Source organism: Sphingomonas sp. GC_Shp_3, from assembly GCF_026540945.1.
GTDB lineage: Bacteria > Pseudomonadota > Alphaproteobacteria > Sphingomonadales > Sphingomonadaceae > Sphingomonas.
This window is the reverse complement of sequence record NZ_JALNUT010000002.1, coordinates 615,478-634,768: the sequence shown is the minus strand read 5'-3', so window position 1 is coordinate 634,768 and position 19,291 is coordinate 615,478. Positions and strand designations below refer to the sequence as shown.

Sequence of the window (19,291 nt, the reverse complement as noted above, 5' to 3'; positions counted from 1 at the left end):
ACACGCGGTGGCGGCGAAGCCCTACGAGTTCGCCACCACCGCTTCCACCACCGATTGCATCAACTGCTGGCGTTGCGGGATGGTACGCGGCGTATCGCCGATCATCACCGCGATCGCATAAGTGCGCCCGTCCGGCGCCATCAGCAACCCGACATCGTTGTAGCCGGCGGTGCGCCCGGCCAAGTCCTGGCCGGTGCCGGTCTTGTGGCCGAAGCTCCACCCGGACGGCACCGCGCCGCGCATCCGCTGCTTGCCGGTCTTGGAGGATTTCATCGTGTCGATCAGCAGCGCAGTCGACGCCGGTGACAGCAGATCGCCCTTCTTGAGCCGGGCGAGCGCTCTGGCGATCGCGCGCGGGGCGGCACCGTCAGGCGGATCGGCGACGTACCGCTCGAACGCGGCGACCCGCTCCGCTTGCGGCAGCCGCGATCGCGCTACTGCGAAGGTATTGCCGTAGGAATATTCCGGCTTCCACGTCAGGCCGGCGGTGCCGCTTTGCAGCAGCTTCTCGCCGGGGCCGAAGCGGATGTTGCCAAGGCCCTTGCGCGCGATGAAGTCACGCACCGCGCTCGGCCCGCCGACGTAGCGCAGCAGCCGGTCGTTACAGGTGTTGTCGCTCATCGTGAGCGCGCGGCGGAGCAGTTCGCCGACCGTGGTCTGATATCCGCCGTTCTTGAGCAGTGCGGCGATCGGCTGGTGGAACAGCGTGAGGTCGGCCTCGGTGAGCGTGATCGGATCGTCGAGCGTGAGGCGACCGCGATCGCGGAAATCGAGCACGGTCATCGCCACCCACAGCTTGCTTACGCTTTGCTGCGGCAGGCGCAGGTCGCCGTTGCTCTCGACCGTCCAGCCTTTATCGACGCTGTGCACCGCCACGCCGACGCGGCCGTCGAAGCTTTGCGCGACCGCGTTAATCGATCGGGCCAGCGCAGCGGGCGCCGCGACCGGCAGCGGGACCGAGGGCGGCACTGCCATCACCACTTGCGTGGTCTGCTTCTCCGGCGTCTGCGTTGCGGTGCGAGCATCATGGACACAGGCGCACAGCGCCAAGGCTAGCAGGATGCCGGAATACGGCCGGGAGGATTCGAACGCCACTGTCTCGGTCACTTCATGGTTGCCTGCCGGCCCCTTCTCGCAGGAAAGGCAAAAATGCTGAAACTCTCGTATGTTGCAATATCGCATTGGTACCCAACCGCATAAATGCGCGGTGAAGCGCGCCGATACGGCGGCAGGGCGAGTCGGCTTAGGGAACCAACACGGTATCAATCGCGTCCGGCAGCATTTCGGGATAGTCGAGCGTATAGTGCAACCCGCGCGATTCCTTGCGATGCAGCGCCGAGCGCACGATCAGCTCGGCGGTCTGGAGCAGGTTGCGCAGCTCGATCAGGTCGGGCGTGACGCGGAAGTGGCCGTAATAATCGTTCACCTCGTCGGTGAGCATGCGGATGCGGTGCTGCGCGCGTTCCAGTCGCTTGGTGGTGCGCACGATCCCGACGTAATTCCACATGAAGCGCCGGATCTCGGTCCAGTTCTGCTTGATGACGACTTCCTCGTCCGAATCGGTGACGCGGCTTTCGTCCCAGGCGCGGATGCTCGGCGGCGGGGGCAGGTCCTCCCAATGCTCGGTAATGTGGCGCGCACACGCCTCGCCGAACACGAAACATTCGAGCAGCGAGTTCGACGCCAGCCGGTTGGCGCCGTGCAGCCCGCTTTCCGAACATTCGCCCGCCGCGTACAGACCGGGCAGATCGGTGCGCCCGTCGAGATCGATCACCACGCCGCCGCAGGTGTAATGCTGCGCTGGCACGACCGGGATCGGCTCCTTGGTCATGTCGATGCCGAGGCCGAGCAGCTTCTCGTAAATGTTGGGGAAATGCTCGCGGATGAAGTCCGCCCCCCGGTGGCTGATGTCGAGATGGACGTAATCGAGGCCGAGCCGCTTGATCTCATGGTCGATCGCGCGCGCCACCACGTCGCGCGGCGCGAGTTCGGCGCGGGGGTCGAAATCGGGCATGAAGCGATAGCCCGTATCCGGCAGCAGCAGGTGGCCACCTTCGCCGCGCACGGCTTCGGTGATGAGGAAGTTCTTGACGTCGAGATTGTACAGGCAGGTCGGGTGGAACTGCATCATCTCCATGTTGGAGACGCGCGCCCCCGCCCGCCACGCCATCGCGATGCCATCACCGGTCGCACCGCGTGGGGCGGTCGAGAACAGATAGGTGCGGCCAGCACCACCGGTCGCGAGGATCGTCGCGCGCGCGGTGAACAGCTCGACCCGACCCGTTTCGCGGTTGACCGCATACACCCCCCAGACATGGCCGGCGCCCGAATAGCGTTGCTCATGCTTGCTGGTGGCAAGATCGACGCACACCATATCGGGCAGCAGGCGGATGTTGGGATGCGCCTCCGCCGCAGTCTGTAACGCGACCTGCACCGCGTGGCCGGTCGCGTCGGCGACATGGACGATGCGGCGGTGGGAGTGGCCGCCCTCGCGCGTCAGGTGCGGCGCGTTCCCGTCCATGTTGAACGGGACGCCGAGTTCGGTCAGCCGCGCGATCGCCTTCGGCGCGTTCTCCACGACGAACTCGACCGTGGCGCGATCGTTGAGACCGGCGCCGGCGATCATCGTGTCCTCGATATGGCTCTCGAAGGTGTCGCCCGGTTCCAGCACGGCGGCGATACCGCCCTGCGCCCATGCGGTCGAACCTTCGTTGAGCTTGCCCTTGGCGAGCACCGTCACCTTAAACCGATCGGCGAGGTTGAGCGCGGCGGTCAGTCCAGCCGCGCCCGAGCCGATGATGAGGATGTCGGAGGTTTGCGCTTCAGCCATCGGCTATCATTCCGTTCGGGGGCAGGCGGCGCGTCGGGTCAGGCCGCGTGCGCGTTGGCGGCGCGGGTCAGGTTGAGGAACACGTCCTCAAGATCAGCCTCGCGCGTGCTGACGTCGACGATGCCGAACCCGTCGGACTGAATTGCCGCGAGCACGCCGCCCGCGTTCACCCGGTCCTTGCGGTAGGTGATCTCCAGCGTGCGATCACCCTTCAGTGTGATCTTCTCGAAACTGTCGTGCACCGGCACGGTGGCAACATCGCGATCGACCGTGACCGCGACGATCTTCTCCTGCGCCATGCCGACCAATTCGCGCGTCGGCTGGTTGGTGATGAGACGGCCGTGGTTGATGATGGCGATGCGGTCGCACAACTCCTCGGCCTCTTCGAGATAGTGCGTGGTCAGCACCACCGTCACGCCCTGTTCGTTGAGGCTCTTCACATAGGCCCACAATTGCTGGCGAAGCTCGATATCGACACCGGCGGTCGGCTCGTCGAGCACCAGCACGGGCGGCGAATGCACCATCGCCTTGGCGACCATCAGCCGCCGCTTCATCCCGCCGGACAGCGTGCGGGCGTAAGCATTGGCCTTGTCCTCGAGATGCACCGCGCGCAGCAGCTCCATGGATCGACGCTCACGCTTGGGCACGCCGTACAGCCCGGCGGCGATCTCCAGCGTCTCGACGGGCGAGAAGAACGGGTCGAACAGGATCTCCTGGTTGACGATGCCGATCGACACTTTCGCGTTGCGCGGGTGCTGGTCGATGTCAAAACCCCAGATCGTCGCCGATCCGCTGGTCTTGTTGACGAGGCCGGCGAGGATGTTGATGAGCGTCGACTTGCCCGCGCCGTTCGGGCCCAGCAGCCCGAAGATCTGACCGCGCGGCACATCGAATGTCACCCCATCGAGCGCGCGCTTGCCGCCCTGATAGGTCTTGCACAGATCGGTGATGGAGATGGCGGCTTCGCTCATGGCTCCCGCGCATACGCCCTCAATCGGCCGGTGCAACCCTAAAGGACGTGCGCACCCCGAAAGGCGATTGAGTGCGGCCGCGTGGCTTGCTATCCGCGTGGACATGATCGCACCGCCCGAAACCTCCCGCGTCTCCCAGCCCCGCGTTGCCTGTGACGGCGCCAGCGACATTCCCGGCGGCGCCGCGCTCGGCCACCCGCGCGTGTTCCTCGAAATCGACGAGAAGGGTTACGTCGATTGCGGCTATTGTGACCGTCGCTTCATCCTGATCGGCGGGCCGGCGGATGGCGTGGACCAGTCGACGCTGCCGGATATTTCCGAGGGCGCCAGCCACTGATCCGGTATCGTCGTGTGGTGACATCGCTTTCGCGGTGCCTATATTGACGTGATGACCAGTCCAACCGATCCGCGCGCCTTCCTGTATCACGATGGCCAGCTTTCCCCCGATGCGGCGCTCGCGCTGACCGAAAGCGCGTTGTCGCGTGCCGATGACGGCGAACTCTACCTGCAATATCGCAAGTCCGAGGCGTTCGGCTTCGATGACGGGCGGTTGAAGACGGCGAGCTACGACACGCATTCAGGCTTCGGCCTGCGCGCCGTCTCGGGTGAAACCACCGCGTTCGCGCACGCCAACGAACTCTCCGCCGACGCAATCCGCCGTGCATCCGAGACGATGGCGCTGATCGACCCCGCCACCGGCCCCAAGGCGGCCGCGCCGCGCGCGACCAATCGCCACCTTTACACCGCCGCCGATCCGCTCGACCTCGTGCCGTTCGCGGACAAGGTGAACCTGTGCCAGACGATCGACGCCGCCGCCCGTGCGCGCGATCCGCGCGTGGCGCAGGTGTCGGTGTCGCTGATGGGAAGCTGGCAGGTGGTCGAGATCGTGCGGCCCGACGGTTTCGTTGCGACCGACGTGCGGCCGCTGGTGCGCCTCAACGTCTCGATCGTGGTCGAGCAGAACGGCCGTCGCGAGACCGGTAATCACGGGCTTGGCGGGCGCTATCTCTACGCCGATCTGTTCGAGCCGGCGACGTGGAATCGCGCGATCGACATGGCGCTGGCGCAGGCGTTAGTGAACCTCGATTCGGTTGCCGCTCCCGCTGGCGAAATGACCGTGCTGCTCGGGCCGGGCTGGCCCGGCATCCTGCTGCACGAGGCGATCGGCCACGGCCTCGAGGGCGATTTCAACCGCAAGGGCACCTCGGCGTTCTCCGGCCGCATCGGCGAGCGGGTTGCGGCTCCGGGCGTGACGGTGGTGGACGACGGTTCGATCATGGACCGGCGCGGTTCGCTGTCGATCGACGACGAGGGTACGCCCACGCAGGAAAACGTGCTGATCGAGGACGGCATCCTCAAGGGGTATATCCAGGATCGCCTCAACGCCCGCCTGATGGGGGTGGCGCCGACCGGTAACGGTCGCCGCGAGTCGTTCGCGCACGCGCCGATGCCGCGCATGACCAACACCTTCATGCGTGGCGGCAACGACGATCCCGCCGAACTGCTGTCCCGCGTGAAGACCGGCATTTTCGCCAAGTCGTTCGGCGGCGGGCAGGTCGATATCGTCTCGGGCAAGTTCGTGTTCTCCTGCACCGAGGCGTATCGGATCGAGAACGGCAAGATCGGCGCGCCGATCAAGGGTGCGACGCTGATCGGTGACGGGCCATCGTGCCTCACCAAGGTCAAGGGCATCGGCAACGACTTCGCGCTCGACGAGGGTGTCGGCATGTGCGGCAAGGGCGGGCAGTCGGTGCCGGCCGGCGTCGGCCAGCCGACCTTGCTGGTCGAGGGGCTGACGGTCGGCGGCACGGCGGTCTAGTCTAGCGGCACGCAGTGGCGTAGCCGCTACGACCGTGCGCCGCTCGGCCGGCCTCGCGCGAGCGAGGACGTGGCTCCGCCACGACGTGCCAGATGTCAAATTCCCGAGATCAACATATCAAGCGCGGTCTTGATCTCATACTCTTGCGCGGCGAGCGTTGCCACGCGGCGACCGATCGAGCGTGCCGGGATCGCGCCCGCCAGCTCGGTGATCATCATCATGACTGTGCCTTCAATCGTGAAAAGCGGATGAAGTCGGTCGATCGCGTTGCGCCTGTTGTCTATCGCAATCAGCGGAACGGTAAAACGCGATTCGAGATTTGATAGCAGATCGGACTGACAGTCGATCAGATATTGCTTGGCCTGACTTCATGCACATCGAATTGCGCCATCACCAAAGACGCAAATCGGCATAGGGCAACCCGTTCTCTTCGACCCAGCGGTTGTTCGCCTCGATCGCTTCGCGGTTCTCGTCCTGCCAGCGACGCCAGCGTTCCGCCTTGACGGCTTTGGCAAGCGCCTCCTCACTGGTGCGCGACAGGCTGATGCCGTATTCCCTGGTTTCGGCCAGCACCGTCGCGTCGATCGAGAGATTGACCGAGCAGCGCTTTGACGGTGGACTGGGTCTTTCGAGCACGCGCATGTGTTATGCGCATGGCATATGATGGTCAATCGGAGGCACGGATGAGCAACTGGCCCGAGCTCGACTGGTCCGCCTGGCGCGAAACCGCGATCGCGCTGCAACTGCGCACGCAGATCATCGGCAAGGTCCGGCTCGCGCTGACGCCGTGGCTCAACCATAGCTGGCACGTGCCGCTGTATGTCTCGGCGCGGGGGCTGACCACCTCGGCGATTCCGGTCGGCAACCGCATCCTCGAGATCGACTTCGATTTCCTGCACGACCGGCTGGTCTTCATGACCAGCGACGGGCGCAGTCGCGGCATTGGGTTGCACGCCGGCAGCATCGCCGAATTCCACAAAGCGGTGATCGCCTGCCTCGACGATCTCGACGTGCCGAGCACGTTTGACGCCACGCCCAGCGAAATGCCCGAGGCCATCCCCTTCGCCGAGGATCACGCCGAACGGCCGTATGACGCGCAAGCGGCGCGGGCGTTCTGGCAGGCGCTGATCCGCATCGCGCGCGTGTTCGGCGAATTCCGCACCGGCTTCCTCGGCAAGGCGAGCCCGGTACACTTCTTCTGGGGCAGCTTCGATCTTGCCGTGACCCGCTTTTCCGGGCGCGACGCGCCGCGCCATCCCGGCGGCCTTCCGGGCCTGCCCGATGCGGTGACGAGCGAAGCGTACAGCCACGAGGAGGCGAGCGTCGGTTTCTGGCCGGGCAGCGACGCCTATCCGACCGCCGCCTTCTACGCCTATGCCTATCCCGCGCCGGATGGCTTCGCCGCGGCGCGGATCGGACCAAAGGCGGCGGCCTGGGACGCGACGCTCGGCGAATTCATCCTGCCCTATGATGCGGTCCGCGCCGCGCCCGACCCCGACAAGGCGATCCTCGCCTTCTGTCAGTCGACCTACGATGCCGCCGCCGATCTCGCCGGATGGGACCGGGACAGTCTCGAATGTCCCCTCGGTCGGCGCCGCGTGCCGCGCGTGGTCGCCTGATGGCGATTGTCGAAATCGGCCGCTTCAACCGCAACGAAGCGCATATCGTGATCGGACGGCTCGATTCCGAGGGGATCCCCGCGTTCGCGCTCGACGCCAATGCGAGCATCGCCGATGGCAGCTACCTGTTCATCCCGGTGCGGGTGATGGTGGACGAGGATGACGCCGAGGCTGCACGCCGGATCATCGCCGACGCTGCCTGAATTTCGGGCAGTCGCCCGGATCTGCTCAAAATTTACCTGTCGGTAAGCTTTTGTTCCCGTCGCGGGCCGCAAAAATCCGTCGGTTCAACTTGGCATGGGGATTGCGAGGCTCTGTTTGGAATACAGCGAACAGGGGGCGTCGGGTGAAGCTCGTTATTGCCATCATCAAACCATTCAAGCTCGACGAGGTGCGCGAGGCGCTTACCGAGATCGGGGTGGCCGGCATGACCGTCAGCGAAGTAAAGGGGTTCGGCCGCCAGAAGGGCCAGACCGAAATTTATCGCGGTGCCGAGTACAGCACCAACATGGTGCCGAAGATCAAGATCGAGATCGTCTGCGCGTCCGACCTCGCCGACAAGGTGGTCGAATCGATCCAGGCATCGGCCAACACCGGCGCGATCGGTGACGGCAAGATCTTCGTGCTCGATGTCGGCCAGGCGGTGCGGATCCGCACCGGCGAGACCGACGAGACCGCATTGTGAAGGGGGCAGTGATGAAACAAGGATTGAAGATCGCCGGCGCCGCCGGCATCGCCGCGCTGGCATTTGCAGCACTTCCCGCCTGGGCACAGGCGGCGGCCCCGGCGCCGACCGTCAACAAGGGCGATACCGCGTGGATGATGACGTCCACGCTGCTGGTGCTGATGATGATCGTGCCCGGCCTCGCACTGTTCTACGGCGGCCTCACCCGCGCCAAGAACATGCTGTCGACGATGACGCAGATCGGCGCGGTCGCCTGCCTCGCGATGCTGATCTGGGTGATGTACGGCTACACGATGGCGTTCGGTGACGGTGGCAACGCGTTCGTCTCTGGCTTCGGCAAGGCGTTCCTCGCCGGCATCACGCCGGATTCGACCGCCGCGACCTTTACCGCCGGTGTCGCCATTCCCGAATATGTCTTCATCTGTTTCCAGATGACGTTCGCCGCGATCACCGTCGCACTGGTGCTCGGCTCGGTGGTGGAGCGCATGAAGTTCTCCGCCGTGATGGTGTTCGGCGCGGTGTGGCTGACGATCGTGTATTTCCCGGTCGCGCACATGGTCTGGGCATCGGGCGGCCTGTTCTTCAAGATGGGCGCGCTGGATTTCGCGGGCGGCACCGTGGTGCACATCAACGCCGGCGTGTCGGCCTTGGTCGCCGCGCTGATCCTCGGCAAGCGTATCGGCTATCCGACCGAGCGCATGGCGCCGCACTCACTGACGATGACCGGTATCGGCACCGGGCTGCTGTGGGTGGGCTGGTTCGGCTTCAACGCCGGCTCCGCACTGGAGGCGAACGGTTCGGCGGCACTTGCCATGATCAACACCTTCGTCGCCACCGCTGCCGCGGCGCTCGCCTGGATGCTGGTCGAGCGGGCCAACGGCCACAAGGGTTCGGCGCTGGGCTTCTGCTCAGGCATCGTCGCCGGCCTGGTCGCGGTCACGCCGGCGGCAGGCAATTCCGGCCCGTTCGGGGCGATCATCCTCGGCGCCGTCGCGTCGGTGGTGTGTTACTATGCGGTTTCGTTCCTCAAGCCCAAGCTCGGCTATGACGACGCGCTCGATGCGTTCGGCGTGCACGGCATCGGCGGCATGATCGGTGCGGTCGGCACCGGCATCGTCTACGCGCCGACGCTCGGCGGCCCAGGCAAGCCCGATTTCAACATGGGCCACCAGTTGCTCGTCCAGATCGAGGCGGTCGCCACCACGATCGTCTGGGCCTCGGTCGGCACGGTGATCGCGATCTACGTCGCCAAGGCGGTGACCGGGCTCAGGGTTTCGCCAGGCGTCGAACGCGAAGGCCTCGACATCGGCGAACACGGCGAGCGCGCCTACAATTGATCCAGTTCGGGGCCGGCGTTCCCGGCCCCCCAGCTCGTTCCTCCTGCGGACGACCTTTGGCCGGTGCGGCGACGCACCGGCCTTTTTTTGGCAGGCGATGCGGTCGGCGGCAGGAGCGATGCGCTGATCCATCGGCGTGATGGCGTGGCGGTGGGCGTGGCGACAACGCCACTGCCGCCGCTCTTCATCGGTGGTCACGCTCATATGTGGGCGAGTCGCTCAGGTCCTCGGCATCATCAGCCGTGTGTTGCGGCTTCTCGCGTCGCGGGGGCTGACCCTGTTCATGGCCACGAACAGGGCCCCGCGCGGGCGCGCAGGCCCAGTGCGATCGATGAGGCTACAGCAGTGATGGGTTGAATATTGATGCAGATGCTCCGCGCCGCGCGCGGGGAAGCCCTGCGGCTGGCTCGGCAGCCACCATGTCGGCTGTTATGCGATCAGCAGGCCCGCCAGCGCCGCCGACATCAGATTGGCAAGGCTGCCGGCGGCAAGTGCGCGCAGCCCGAGCTTGGCGATCATCGGGCGCTGGTTGGGGGCGAGGCTGCCGGTCGACGCCATCTGGATCGCGATCGAGCTGAAATTGGCGAAGCCGCACAACGCGAAGGTGACGATCGCGACGGTGTGCTTGCTGAGACCGGGCATCTTGCCGAGCTGATCGAACGCCACGAATTCGTTCAGCACCACCTTGGTGCCGAGCAGCCCGCCCGCCGCCTGCGCTTCGCTCCACGGGATGTTGAGCAGCCACGCGACCGGCGCCAGCACGGTGCCGAGGATCTCCTGAAAGCTCAGCTCCGGATGACCGAACAGCCCGCCTATCGCGCCGAGGATGCCGTTGGCGAGCGCCACCAGCGATACGAACGCCAGCACCATCGCCCCCACCGCCACCGCGATCTGAACGCCGGTGCGTGCGCCCTCGGCAGCGGCCTGGATGACGTTGGCGGCGCGCTCCTCGCGCGGGGCCTCGATCGCGCGGATGGTCTGATCCTGAAGATCGATCGGCGCGCCGCTGTCGAGCGGCAACTCGCCTTCGATCAGCACGGGCGGGTCGGGCATGATGATCTTCGCCATCAGCAGGCCGCCGGGCGCGGACATGAACGACGCCGCGAGCAGGTACGGCAGCGCGCCCGGCCCGAGGAACAGCGCATAGGCGGCGAGGATGGTGCCCGCCACGCCCGCCATGCCCACCGTCATCACTGCGAACAGCTGCGATGGCGCGAGGCTGGCGAGATAGGGGCGGATCACCAGCGGCGCCTCGCTCTGCCCGACGAAGATGTTGGCGGCGGCGCACAGCGACTCGACCTTGCTGACGCCGACCACACGCTCGATCGCGCCGCCGATCCAGCGCACGATGAGCTGCATAACGCCGATATGGTACAGCACCGACACCAGCGCCGCGAAGAAGATGATGACCGGCAGCGCGCCAAGCGCGAACGCGTGCGCGGGGTAGATGCAGTGCGCGGCGGCGGCGTCGAGTGGTTGGTGCACCGCCCCGCCGAGCGGCTGCGCGGTGGTCATCACGCAGGCCGGGTTGGTGAGATCGCCGAAGATCACGCGCGTGCCCTCGCCGGCATAGCCGAGCAGCGCGGTGACGCCGTTGGCCATGCTCTGGATGACGACCCGACCGACCGGCACGTACAGCACCAGCACCGCGATCGCGATCTGCAACCCAAATGCCGCGCCGACCACGCGCGGGCGGATCGCACGCCGGTTGGTGGAGAGCGCGAACGCGATCAGGAGGATGACGACGATACCGGCGATGCCGATCAGGAATTTGGTCATGCGGTTCGTTCGCGCCCAGTCGTGCGGTGCCGCCCCCGGGCACCTTTTTCGCGCGCACCATACAGGGCGAGGGCCGCCGCGCCAGAGAGAACGTCGCACGGCCGCCATGCGTAAGCACCGGATATTGGCCGCTTTGACGAAACCGTGAAACGGGCTAGCGTGCAGCGGATGCAAAAGCCGCCCCTCGTCATCCCGCGTTCGCTGTTCTTCTTCTCCATCTTCTACGGCGGCATGGTGTGTATCGCCGGCGTGCTCGGCAACAAACAGGTTTCGCTCGGCCCGGTGTCGGCGTTGGGGCCGATGTTGGGGCTCGGGCCGCTCGCGATCGAGGCCGGGATTGCCGCGTTCCTGCTGCTCGTCATCACCTCCAGCGCGGTGGCGGAACTGCATGGCGGCGTGACCGCGACGCGGCTGGTGCGGTTCGGGTTCGTGCCGCTGGTGGTATCGGTGCTGCTGTCGCTGCTGGTGCTGGCGCTTCCGGCCGCGCCCGACATGGCGCCCGACCGGCAGGCGGCGTTCGCGATGATGATGGGCGGCACGCCGCGCATATGGCTCGGCGGCATTATCTCCTACGGCATCTCGCAGACGCTCAACGTGACGATTTTTTCGATGCTGAAAGGGCGCGAGGGCGGCCGGATGCTGTGGCTGCGCGCTGGCGTGGCGAGCATCCTCAGCCAGATCGTCGATACCTTGCTGTTCGTGACGATAGCGTTCGCAGGTGTGTTCCCGATCGGCGAGCTGCTGATCGGGCAGATGATCGTCAAGGTGCTGTTGTCGGCAGTGCTGGTGCCGCCGCTGATCTACCTGTTCGTAGCGTTCGGGCGCCGGCTGGACGCCTGAGCCGAACGGCACGTGCGCGGAAGGCTACTAATCCCCACCGGAAATCGCTAAGGGCGCGCGCATGACCGATCATTCGCCCTTTCCCGCGCTGCTCGCCAAGGCCGAAACGCTTGTCGAGGCGTTGCCGTATATGCAGCTTCACGCCGGCGCGACCTTTGTCGTCAAATACGGCGGCCACGCGATGGGCGATCCCGAGGCAGCGCGCGATTTTGCCGAGGATGTGGTGCTGATGAAGGCGGTCGGGATCAACCCGGTCGTCGTCCACGGCGGCGGTCCGCAGATCGGCGCGATGCTCAAGCGGCTCGGTGTCGAATCGCGCTTCGTCGATGGCCTGCGCGTCACCGACGCAGAGACCGCGCGGATCGCGGAGATGGTGCTGGCGGGATCGATCAACAAGGAAATCGTCGGCTGGATCGATCAGGCCGGCGGTCGTGCGGTCGGCATTTCGGGGCGCGACGCCAATTTCGTCACCGCCGAAAAGGTCGGTCGCTCCAAGCCGGACAAGTTGCAGGGCATCGAACGTCATGTCGATCTCGGCTTCGTGGGGGAACCCGTGCACGTCGACCGGCGCATCATCGACACGCTCTCCGATGCGGGCGTGATTCCGGTGATCGCGCCGATCGCGCACGGCAAGGACGGCCAGACCTACAACATCAACGCCGATACGATGGCGGGTGCGATCGCCGCCGCGCTCGGCGCGGAACGCTTCTTCCTGCTGACCGACGTGCCGGGCGTGCTCGACAAGAACAAGGACCTCGTCACCGATCTCGACCCCGCTGGCGTCGCTGCCTTGCGCGCGGACGGTACGATCACCGGTGGCATGATCCCCAAGCTCGAAACCTGCGTGATGGCGGTGGAGAATGGCGTCGAGGCGGCGGTGATCCTCGACGGACGCGTGCCGCATGCCATGCTGCTTGAAATCTTTACGAAGCGCGGCGCGGGTACGCTCGTCCATGCGTGATGCTGGTCGCGCAGCCGAAAAGCGGGTAGGCGTTGGCCCACGGTTTATCGGAGGCATGCGTTGATTACCCTGATTCAGATTCTGCAGGTACTCGTCCAGGTCGTCTGGTGGATCCTCATCATCCAATTCATCCTGTCGGTGCTGATCGCGTTCAACGTCGTCAACATGCAGAGCGAGTTCGTGCGGTCGGTCGCGATGGCGCTCGACCGATTGACGGAGCCAATGTACCGGCCGATCCGCCGCTACATGCCGCGCACCGGCGCGATCGACCTGTCGCCGATGGTGGTGATTGTGATCCTCATCATCCTCGACATCGTGCTCGGCAATCTCGCCAGCCACCTGCGCTACGGCACGCCGATGTGAACGGAGCGGCGTGGACGACGCGCGACGACGGCATCCAGATCGCCGTCCGTGTGACGCCGCGCGGCGGGCGTGAGGCGCTGGTGCCGGGTACCGCGGAGTATTTCGCCGCGCGGGTCGCCGCACCGCCCGTCGACGGCGCCGCCAATGCCGCGCTGGTCGTGCTGGTGGCGCGGACGTTCGGGGTGGCGAAGCGCGCGGTGAGCGTGATCGCGGGCGAGAGCGCGCGGCTCAAGCGGCTGCGTATCCTTGGCGATCCGGTCGCGCTGGCGGCACGCGCAAACACGCTGTACGGGGTAGCACCATGAGCGCGAACATCATCGACGGCAAAGCTTTTGCCTTGGCCCTACGCGAACGCATCGCGGTACAGGTCGCCGACTTCGTGACTGCGGCGGGGCGCAAGCCCGGCCTTGCGGTGGTGCTGGTCGGCGAGGATCCGGCCTCCTCGGTCTATGTCCGCTCCAAGGGCAAGGCGACGCTTGCGGCGGGCATGGAAAGTTTCGAGCACAAGCTACCGGTCAATGTGTCGCAGGACGATCTGCTCGCGCTGGTCGACCGGCTCAATGCCGATCCGGCGGTGGACGGGATCCTCGTGCAATTGCCGCTGCCGGCGCATCTCGACGAACTGGCGGTGACGACGCGGATCGACCCGGACAAGGATGTCGACGGCTTCCACCCGGTCAACGCCGGGCGGCTCGCCACCGGGCTTGCGGGCTTCGTGCCGTGTACGCCGCTCGGCTGCGTGATGCTGCTCAAGGATCAGCTCGGCGATCTGACCGGCCTCGATGCGGTGGTGATCGGCCGGTCGAACATCGTCGGCAAGCCGATGGCGCAGCTGCTGCTCAAGGAAAGCTGCACCGTCACCGTGGCGCATTCGCGCACGCGCGATCTGTCGAGTGTGGTCAAGCGTGCCGACATCGTCGTCGCGGCGGTGGGCCGGGCGGAGATGGTCAAGGGCGAGTGGATCAAACCCGGCGCGACCGTGATCGACGTCGGCATCAACCGCACCGCGACCGGGCTGGTCGGCGATGTCGATTTCGCCGGCGCGGCGAGCGTGGCGGGCGCGATCACGCCGGTGCCGGGTGGGGTCGGGCCGATGACGATCGCGGTGCTGTTGCGCAACACGCTGGTCTCCGCGGCGCGGCGCGAGGGTGTGGCGATCGACGAGGCGGCGTTGTGACCCTGGCACCGCCGCTGCTCGGTTCGTCGGGGCCGAAGACCGCAAGGGATGCGGAGATCGCCTTTTCGCAAGCCGCGCAGACGGCCGGGCAATGGGCAACGGGGATCAACGTGCGCGCGGGCAATGGCTTCGGCGCGTCCGGTGGCGAGACGCTGCGCTGGCATGTCGCCGCCCGTAACGATCGCACGCTCTCCGTCGAGGTGCGGGATGGCAAGCGCTATACCCGCGTGATCGCCGATGTCGTGGTGGCGCCGCGATGATCGAGCTGTTCATCTCCACGCTCATCACGCTGTTCGTGGTGATCGATCCGTTTGGTTGTGCGCCGATCTACGCCGGCCTTACCGCCAACGCGACGCCGGTACATGCGCGTGCGATGGCGATCCGCGCGGTGGTGGTCGCGGCCGCCATTCTGGTGACGTTCGCGCTGTTCGGTGAGGCGTTGTTGCGCGGGCTCGGCATCAGCCTTGCCTCGTTCCGCATCGCTGGCGGGATCATGCTGTTCCTGATCGCGCTGGAAATGGTGTTCGAGAAGCGCACCGAACGCCGCGAAGACCGCGCCGCCAAGGTCGCGGCCTCACCCGAGGTGGAGGATGTGTCGATCTTCCCCATGGCGATGCCGATGCTGGCCGGGCCGGGTTCGATCGCATCGGTGATGCTGCTGATGAGCCGTAACGAGGGCATCGAGCGGACCCTGGTGATCCTTGCGGCGCTTGGTACGATCCTGTTGCTGACGCTTGCCGCGCTGCTCGCGGCGGGGCCGCTGATGCGCGTGCTGGGCGCCAAGATCGAGGCGGTGGTGACGCGGATCCTCGGCGTGCTGCTCGCGGCGCTGGCGGTGCAGTTCGTGATCGACGGGGTGAAGATCAGCATGGGCTGAGGGCGCGAAAGAGCCGCCCTCACCGCGCCCTCAATACGTGATCCGCCAGAGCCGCAGCGGCGATTTCGCCGGCAGCGGCAGTTGCTCCAGCCACGCCGGCACTTTGTTGTGCGCCAACTGGTCGTAGAACCCGCCGCGCGCCCGCGCGCGGTACACGGTTGATTCCGCCATGTTCGGGCACACCAGCAGCAGGGTCGCGCCGTGACGCTTGGCGATCGCGCGGAACGTGGCGGGGCTGCGCGTAAAGGCGTGCTGCACGTCGAGGATGGCATCGCCGTTGCGGTGGTATGGCCCGGCAACGGCATCGTGATGCGTCAGCACGATCAGCCGTGGCCCGAGATCGACGAAGGTGAAGATCGTCGCGGCCGGATAGCGGTCGAGCGGGCGCAGCGCGTAGTTGCTGCTGCACGATCCGCCCGCGCGGTTCACCCTAGTGTAGCGCGCCGAAGGCTTGGCGATCGGCAGGTAGTTGATGAGATAGCCCGCGAACGTGCCCGATACGATCAGGAACGCCGCCACCGTGCCGGCCACCCGCACCAGCACCCAGCGGCTGCCGAGCAGATGCGGGAAGATCAGCCAGCCCAACGCCACCGCGCCCGGTACCGCGAGCAGCTGGGCGCCCGGCCCGGCGCGCGCCTGCCACAGCAGCATCAGCGCGGCGAAGGTGGTGAACAGCAGCACCGTTACCCAATTGACCAGCTTGCGGTCCCGCCGCGCCAGCCATGTTGCGACGATCGCGCCGATCACGCCGATGATCGGCAGCGTGACGACGGTGATCGCGTTGCGGAGCGGATGCTGGTAGATCGGCTTGGCCTCGCGAACATTGGCGAGCCAGGTCCGCGCCAGTTCGGGCGAGACCTGTTCGGGCCGGCCGAGGCATTGCGGGAATACCAGCGCGAAGCCGGCGGCGATCACCAGCGCGGCGACGATCGCCATCGCCAGCCGCGCCGCACGGTTTTGCGGGGAGACCCGCGCGAGCAGGAACAGCAAGGCGCCCGCGACGATCATCACCGACAGCCATACCGGCGTCAGCGCGTCGCAGCGCAGTACGCTGTTGGCATAGGAGGCAAACCCGGCATAGCCGAGCGCGGAGCCGCCCGACAGGCCTAGCGCATAGGTCGCCATGCGTGGCGCCTCGGCGCGATCCCACACCCAGCGCAGCGCGATGATGCCGCCCGCGCCCGCGCAGAATGGCAGCATCTCCAGCCCGATCGTCAGCGACACCGCGCTGGCGAGGCCGACGATCAGCCCCCCGCGCGGCCCCTTCGGGTCGGACAGGCCGGCCACCGTCAGACTCAGCATCGCGAGTTGCCAGCCGTGATGGTCGATGCGTTCGGGCATGAACATCAGCATGGTCGCCGGGCAGCACAGCAGGAACACGATCGCCAGCGGCCACGCCAGCGGGCTGACCAGCCGGCGCACAGTGGCGGCAAGCCCGAGCATCGCGATCGACAGCGGCAGCAGCGGCGCGATGCCGCAGGCCAGTTTCTCGGCAAAGGGCACGCCAAAGAATGGGCGGAACAGCAGGATCATCCCGGCGATCGGCAGATCGACGAGGCGGCTCCAGTGGATGTTGAAGCCCACCGGCGGGTTCATCCGGTACTGGCGCAGATCGTACCAGCCCTGGCCGTTGAGCAGCGCGCGCACCTGCATCAGCCGCATGTTGTCGTCGGTGTCGGGCAGCGACAGGAACTGCATCTGCGCCCATCGATCGTGCAGGAACCACAGGCTCGTCAGCACCCAGGCGAGCAGCGTCAGTCGCACCCAGTAGCGGTCGAGCAGAGTATCGGAGCGTGCGCTAACCATGCAAAAAGCTTTCCACGTCTATCTCTGCGCTCTACCGGGGGCGGCGCAAAGGGCAAGTGAACGTAATGACATTGGCAGGGCGGGTGGAAAGCGTGACGTCGAACCCGGTGTTCGGGCAGTTGATCCGCTTCGGCATCGCCGGGGCAGTATCGACGCTGATCTACTCGGCGGTGTACCTGCCGCTGACGCTGTACGTGTTCTCGCGCCACCATGCCGTCTACGCGGTGCCGTTTGCATTCGCCGTGGCGGTGACGGCGGGCTATTTCCTGCACAGCCGCTGGAGCTTCAAGGGGCATGGCAGCGGCGACGGCGGCCCGGCCAAGCAAGTCAAGTTCGTGATGGTACAGGGGTCTGGCGTTTTGCTCAACGCAGCTATCACCTGGATCGGCACCGCGTTGCTCGGTTATCCGGCGTGGGTGCCGTTGCTGCCGGCGGTCGCCTGTGCGACGGTCTTCACCTTCATTCTCAATCGCTGGCTGGTATTCGGATAATGGATCGCATTGTTTACGACCGCATGGCGGCGCATGATTCCACGCACTGGTGGTATCGGGCCAGGCGCGACATTCTCGCCGATTATCTGACACGCGAGGGTCAACTGCCGGCGCAGGCGCGCATCCTCGAGATCGGCTGCGGCACCGGGCACAATCTGCCGATGCTGGCCAAGTTCGGCATGGTCGAAGCGATCGAGATCGACCCCGCCGCGCGCGAGATCGCCAGCCAGCGGCTCGGACGTCCGGTCGGCTCGGCACCGCTCCCGGCGCTGACCGGCGTCGAGCGCGGCGCGTATGATCTGATCGCGGTGCTCGACGTGGTGGAGCATATCGAGGACGATGTGGCCGCGCTGAAGGCGATGGCGGAATGCCTCAAGCCCGGCGGCAAGATCCTCATCACCGTGCCCGCGCATCAATGGATGTGGAGCGCGCACGATACCGTCAACCACCACCACCGCCGCTATTCCAAGGCGACGCTGGAGAAGGCGATCGCGGCGGCGGGTCTGAAATCGCGCAAGCTCGGCTATTTCAACTCGCTGCTGTTCCCGCTCGCTGCCGCATCGCGGATCGCCGGGCGGCTGCGCGGCAAGGACGACAGCGACGATTCGCCGCCGCCCAAGCTGGTCAACGCCGTGTTCGAGACGATCTTCCGGTGGGAACGCCATCTCGTCGGGCGCGTGCCGCTGACGCCGGGCGTGTCGATCGTGACGCTCGCCTCGCCCAAGTAACATCGCCGCAATCGCGCCGCGCGACCGAATGTGGTAGGGCGGCGGATGATTCCAGAAAGCACGATGTCCATGACCGACCAAACCTGCGGCCTCGTTGCCGTGCTCGGCGCGCCCAATGCCGGCAAGTCCACGCTCGTCAACGCGCTGGTCGGGCAGAAGGTCGCGATTGTCAGCCCCAAGGCGCAGACCACGCGCACCCGGCTGATGGGCGTCGCGATCGAAGGCGATGCGCAGATCCTGCTGGTCGACACGCCCGGCATCTTCGAGCCGAAGCGTCGGCTAGACCGAGCAATGGTGAGCGCGGCATGGGGCGGCACCGAGGGCGCGGATATCCTCGCGCTGGTGGTCGATGCCAAGGGTGGGTTGAAGGACAAGGTGACCGAAATCGCCGAGGCGATCGCCACCCGGCCCGAGCCGAAATATCTGATCCTCAACAAGGTCGATCTCGCCGACAAGGCCAAGCTGCTGCTCCATGCCGAGCGCCTCAACGGCCTCGCCCCGTTCGCCGAGACGTTCTTCGTCAGCGCTTCGACCGGCGACGGGCTGCCGGAGTTGAAGGCGCATTTCGCCAAGGCGATGCCGGTCGGGCCGTGGCACTATCCGGAGGATCAGGTCTCCGACGCGACCGAACGCGCGCTCGCCGCCGAGGTGACGCGCGAGCAGCTTTACCTCCAGCTTCACGCCGAACTGCCCTACGCTAGCGCGATCGAGACCGAACAGTATAACGAGCGCGAGGACGGCTCGGTCGAGATCCACCAGCAGATCATGGTTGAACGCCCGACGCAGCGGGCGATCGTGCTCGGCAAGCAGGGCGCCCGCATCAAGGAGATCGGCGCGCGCGCGCGGGCGGAGCTGAGCAACATTATGGGCCGGCCGGTGCACCTGTACCTGCATGTCAAGGTCCGGCCGGGCTGGGACGACGAGCGCGACATGTACCGCGAGATGGGCCTCGACTGGGTGGAATGATCCAGACGGTTAGGGTGGTTCCACATCGGTCGGTTCCGCGCT

The 19,291-nt window shown here is 66.3% G+C and carries 23 protein-coding genes; 16 read left to right on the top strand and 7 right to left on the bottom strand.

Annotated features, from left to right (window positions below; translation table 11 throughout):
- Positions 1-21 precede the first annotated feature (21 nt).
- From bla to OXR00_RS08730, 3 genes are all read right to left on the bottom strand, one after another.
- Entirely contained in the window at positions 22-1,107 is a 1,086-nt protein-coding gene (gene bla, locus OXR00_RS08740; protein WP_267387847.1) for a class A beta-lactamase, read from the bottom strand.
- 136 nt (positions 1,108-1,243) lie between these two features.
- Positions 1,244-2,830: an L-aspartate oxidase gene (gene nadB / locus OXR00_RS08735; protein WP_267387846.1), complete on the bottom strand. Its 1,587-nt coding sequence runs from the start codon at positions 2,828-2,830 to the stop codon at positions 1,244-1,246.
- A gap of 38 nt (positions 2,831-2,868) precedes the next feature.
- On the bottom strand, positions 2,869-3,801 hold the full coding sequence (locus OXR00_RS08730) for an ABC transporter ATP-binding protein (protein ID WP_267387845.1): 933 nt from the start codon (positions 3,799-3,801) through the stop codon (positions 2,869-2,871).
- 103 nt (positions 3,802-3,904) lie between these two features.
- Between OXR00_RS08730 and OXR00_RS08725 the strand changes: the two genes are divergently transcribed.
- On the top strand, positions 3,905-4,138 hold the full coding sequence (locus OXR00_RS08725; RefSeq protein ID WP_242148285.1) for a zinc-finger domain-containing protein: 234 nt from the start codon (positions 3,905-3,907) through the stop codon (positions 4,136-4,138).
- Between the two features lie 51 nt (positions 4,139-4,189).
- Positions 4,190-5,620, top strand: a complete 1,431-nt coding sequence (gene tldD, locus OXR00_RS08720; RefSeq protein WP_267387844.1) for a metalloprotease TldD — start codon at positions 4,190-4,192, stop codon at positions 5,618-5,620.
- A 95-nt stretch (positions 5,621-5,715) separates the two neighbouring features.
- Here tldD and OXR00_RS08715 read toward each other — a convergent pair whose 3' ends face one another.
- Together OXR00_RS08715 and OXR00_RS08710 are read right to left on the bottom strand one after the other, a co-directional pair.
- A complete protein-coding gene (locus OXR00_RS08715; protein ID WP_276592992.1) occupies positions 5,716-5,970 on the bottom strand; it encodes a CcdB family protein in 255 nt (84 codons plus the stop codon).
- Positions 5,971-6,010: 40 nt separating this feature from the next.
- Positions 6,011-6,262 (bottom strand): type II toxin-antitoxin system CcdA family antitoxin, encoded by a 252-nt coding sequence (locus OXR00_RS08710; RefSeq protein WP_267387843.1) that lies wholly within the window; start codon positions 6,260-6,262, stop codon positions 6,011-6,013.
- A 41-nt stretch (positions 6,263-6,303) separates the two neighbouring features.
- On the opposite strand from OXR00_RS08710, the gene OXR00_RS08705 reads away from it, so the two are divergent.
- From OXR00_RS08705 to OXR00_RS08690, 4 genes are all read left to right on the top strand, one after another.
- The gene (locus OXR00_RS08705; RefSeq protein ID WP_267387841.1) at positions 6,304-7,239 is read left to right on the top strand and encodes a DUF5996 family protein; all 936 of its coding nucleotides are present in this window, start codon (positions 6,304-6,306) and stop codon (positions 7,237-7,239) included.
- Positions 7,239-7,442, top strand: coding sequence for a DUF2007 domain-containing protein (locus tag OXR00_RS08700; RefSeq protein WP_267387840.1), 204 nt, complete (start codon positions 7,239-7,241; stop codon positions 7,440-7,442). Before OXR00_RS08705 ends, OXR00_RS08700 begins: the two co-directional genes overlap by 1 nt.
- 143 nt (positions 7,443-7,585) lie before the next feature.
- Positions 7,586-7,924, top strand: a complete 339-nt coding sequence (locus tag OXR00_RS08695; RefSeq protein WP_242147852.1) for a P-II family nitrogen regulator — start codon at positions 7,586-7,588, stop codon at positions 7,922-7,924.
- A gap of 11 nt (positions 7,925-7,935) precedes the next feature.
- Positions 7,936-9,261 (top strand): ammonium transporter, encoded by a 1,326-nt coding sequence (locus OXR00_RS08690; protein WP_267387838.1) that lies wholly within the window; start codon positions 7,936-7,938, stop codon positions 9,259-9,261.
- Between the two features lie 429 nt (positions 9,262-9,690).
- Here OXR00_RS08690 and OXR00_RS08685 read toward each other — a convergent pair whose 3' ends face one another.
- Positions 9,691-11,040, bottom strand: a complete 1,350-nt coding sequence (locus OXR00_RS08685; protein WP_267387837.1) for a nucleoside transporter C-terminal domain-containing protein — start codon at positions 11,038-11,040, stop codon at positions 9,691-9,693.
- A 168-nt stretch (positions 11,041-11,208) separates the two neighbouring features.
- Between OXR00_RS08685 and OXR00_RS08680 the strand changes: the two genes are divergently transcribed.
- From OXR00_RS08680 to OXR00_RS08650, 7 genes are all read left to right on the top strand, one after another.
- Positions 11,209-11,880 (top strand): queuosine precursor transporter, encoded by a 672-nt coding sequence (locus OXR00_RS08680; RefSeq protein WP_267387836.1) that lies wholly within the window; start codon positions 11,209-11,211, stop codon positions 11,878-11,880.
- A gap of 61 nt (positions 11,881-11,941) precedes the next feature.
- Positions 11,942-12,841, top strand: a complete 900-nt coding sequence (gene argB, locus OXR00_RS08675) for an acetylglutamate kinase (RefSeq protein ID WP_242147844.1) — start codon at positions 11,942-11,944, stop codon at positions 12,839-12,841.
- A gap of 60 nt (positions 12,842-12,901) precedes the next feature.
- Complete coding sequence (locus OXR00_RS08670; protein WP_267387835.1) at positions 12,902-13,204, top strand: YggT family protein; 303 nt, start codon at positions 12,902-12,904, stop codon at positions 13,202-13,204.
- The gene (locus OXR00_RS08665; RefSeq protein WP_267387834.1) at positions 13,201-13,509 is read left to right on the top strand and encodes a DUF167 family protein; all 309 of its coding nucleotides are present in this window, start codon (positions 13,201-13,203) and stop codon (positions 13,507-13,509) included. Before OXR00_RS08670 ends, OXR00_RS08665 begins: the two co-directional genes overlap by 4 nt.
- The gene (folD, locus tag OXR00_RS08660; RefSeq protein ID WP_267387833.1) at positions 13,506-14,381 is read left to right on the top strand and encodes a bifunctional methylenetetrahydrofolate dehydrogenase/methenyltetrahydrofolate cyclohydrolase FolD; all 876 of its coding nucleotides are present in this window, start codon (positions 13,506-13,508) and stop codon (positions 14,379-14,381) included. Before OXR00_RS08665 ends, folD begins: the two co-directional genes overlap by 4 nt.
- Positions 14,378-14,641, top strand: coding sequence for a hypothetical protein (locus OXR00_RS08655; RefSeq protein WP_267387832.1), 264 nt, complete (start codon positions 14,378-14,380; stop codon positions 14,639-14,641). The genes folD and OXR00_RS08655 overlap by 4 nt, the downstream gene beginning before the upstream one ends.
- Positions 14,638-15,258, top strand: coding sequence for a MarC family protein (locus OXR00_RS08650; protein WP_267387831.1), 621 nt, complete (start codon positions 14,638-14,640; stop codon positions 15,256-15,258). Before OXR00_RS08655 ends, OXR00_RS08650 begins: the two co-directional genes overlap by 4 nt.
- A 30-nt stretch (positions 15,259-15,288) precedes the next feature.
- Here OXR00_RS08650 and OXR00_RS08645 read toward each other — a convergent pair whose 3' ends face one another.
- On the bottom strand, positions 15,289-17,064 hold the full coding sequence (locus OXR00_RS08645; protein WP_267387830.1) for an AcrB/AcrD/AcrF family protein: 1,776 nt from the start codon (positions 17,062-17,064) through the stop codon (positions 15,289-15,291).
- Positions 17,065-17,129: 65 nt separating this feature from the next.
- On the opposite strand from OXR00_RS08645, the gene OXR00_RS08640 reads away from it, so the two are divergent.
- The 3 genes from OXR00_RS08640 to era all read left to right on the top strand — a co-directional run bounded on the left by OXR00_RS08640 (position 17,130) and on the right by era (position 19,249).
- Entirely contained in the window at positions 17,130-17,555 is a 426-nt protein-coding gene (locus tag OXR00_RS08640; RefSeq protein ID WP_267387828.1) for a GtrA family protein, read from the top strand.
- Positions 17,555-18,283 (top strand): class I SAM-dependent methyltransferase, encoded by a 729-nt coding sequence (locus tag OXR00_RS08635; RefSeq protein ID WP_267387827.1) that lies wholly within the window; start codon positions 17,555-17,557, stop codon positions 18,281-18,283. The genes OXR00_RS08640 and OXR00_RS08635 overlap by 1 nt, the downstream gene beginning before the upstream one ends.
- 69 nt (positions 18,284-18,352) lie before the next feature.
- Positions 18,353-19,249 carry a GTPase Era gene (era, locus tag OXR00_RS08630; protein ID WP_267387825.1) on the top strand — a complete coding sequence of 299 codons (897 nt, stop codon included), beginning with the start codon at positions 18,353-18,355 and terminating at the stop codon, positions 19,247-19,249.
- Positions 19,250-19,291 lie beyond the last annotated feature (42 nt).

What these genes read in the sequence shown, in the direction of transcription:
- OXR00_RS08685 (WP_267387837.1), bottom strand. Translation starts at nt 11,040, where the DNA reads ATGACCAAATTCCTGATCGGCATCGCCGGTATCGTCGTCATCCTCCTG.
- OXR00_RS08710 (WP_267387843.1), bottom strand. Translation starts at nt 6,262, where the DNA reads ATGCGCGTGCTCGAAAGACCCAGTCCACCGTCAAAGCGCTGCTCGGTC.
- argB (WP_242147844.1), top strand. Translation starts at nt 11,942, where the DNA reads ATGACCGATCATTCGCCCTTTCCCGCGCTGCTCGCCAAGGCCGAAACG.
- OXR00_RS08640 (WP_267387828.1), top strand. Translation starts at nt 17,130, where the DNA reads ATGACATTGGCAGGGCGGGTGGAAAGCGTGACGTCGAACCCGGTGTTC.
- era (WP_267387825.1), top strand. Translation starts at nt 18,353, where the DNA reads ATGACCGACCAAACCTGCGGCCTCGTTGCCGTGCTCGGCGCGCCCAAT.
- OXR00_RS08635 (WP_267387827.1), top strand. Translation starts at nt 17,555, where the DNA reads ATGGATCGCATTGTTTACGACCGCATGGCGGCGCATGATTCCACGCAC.
- OXR00_RS08705 (WP_267387841.1), top strand. Translation starts at nt 6,304, where the DNA reads ATGAGCAACTGGCCCGAGCTCGACTGGTCCGCCTGGCGCGAAACCGCG.
- tldD (WP_267387844.1), top strand. Translation starts at nt 4,190, where the DNA reads ATGACCAGTCCAACCGATCCGCGCGCCTTCCTGTATCACGATGGCCAG.
- OXR00_RS08700 (WP_267387840.1), top strand. Translation starts at nt 7,239, where the DNA reads ATGGCGATTGTCGAAATCGGCCGCTTCAACCGCAACGAAGCGCATATC.
- nadB (WP_267387846.1), bottom strand. Translation starts at nt 2,830, where the DNA reads ATGGCTGAAGCGCAAACCTCCGACATCCTCATCATCGGCTCGGGCGCG.
- OXR00_RS08680 (WP_267387836.1), top strand. Translation starts at nt 11,209, where the DNA reads ATGCAAAAGCCGCCCCTCGTCATCCCGCGTTCGCTGTTCTTCTTCTCC.
- folD (WP_267387833.1), top strand. Translation starts at nt 13,506, where the DNA reads ATGAGCGCGAACATCATCGACGGCAAAGCTTTTGCCTTGGCCCTACGC.
- OXR00_RS08650 (WP_267387831.1), top strand. Translation starts at nt 14,638, where the DNA reads ATGATCGAGCTGTTCATCTCCACGCTCATCACGCTGTTCGTGGTGATC.
- OXR00_RS08730 (WP_267387845.1), bottom strand. Translation starts at nt 3,801, where the DNA reads ATGAGCGAAGCCGCCATCTCCATCACCGATCTGTGCAAGACCTATCAG.
- OXR00_RS08725 (WP_242148285.1), top strand. Translation starts at nt 3,905, where the DNA reads ATGATCGCACCGCCCGAAACCTCCCGCGTCTCCCAGCCCCGCGTTGCC.
- OXR00_RS08690 (WP_267387838.1), top strand. Translation starts at nt 7,936, where the DNA reads ATGAAACAAGGATTGAAGATCGCCGGCGCCGCCGGCATCGCCGCGCTG.
- OXR00_RS08645 (WP_267387830.1), bottom strand. Translation starts at nt 17,064, where the DNA reads ATGGTTAGCGCACGCTCCGATACTCTGCTCGACCGCTACTGGGTGCGA.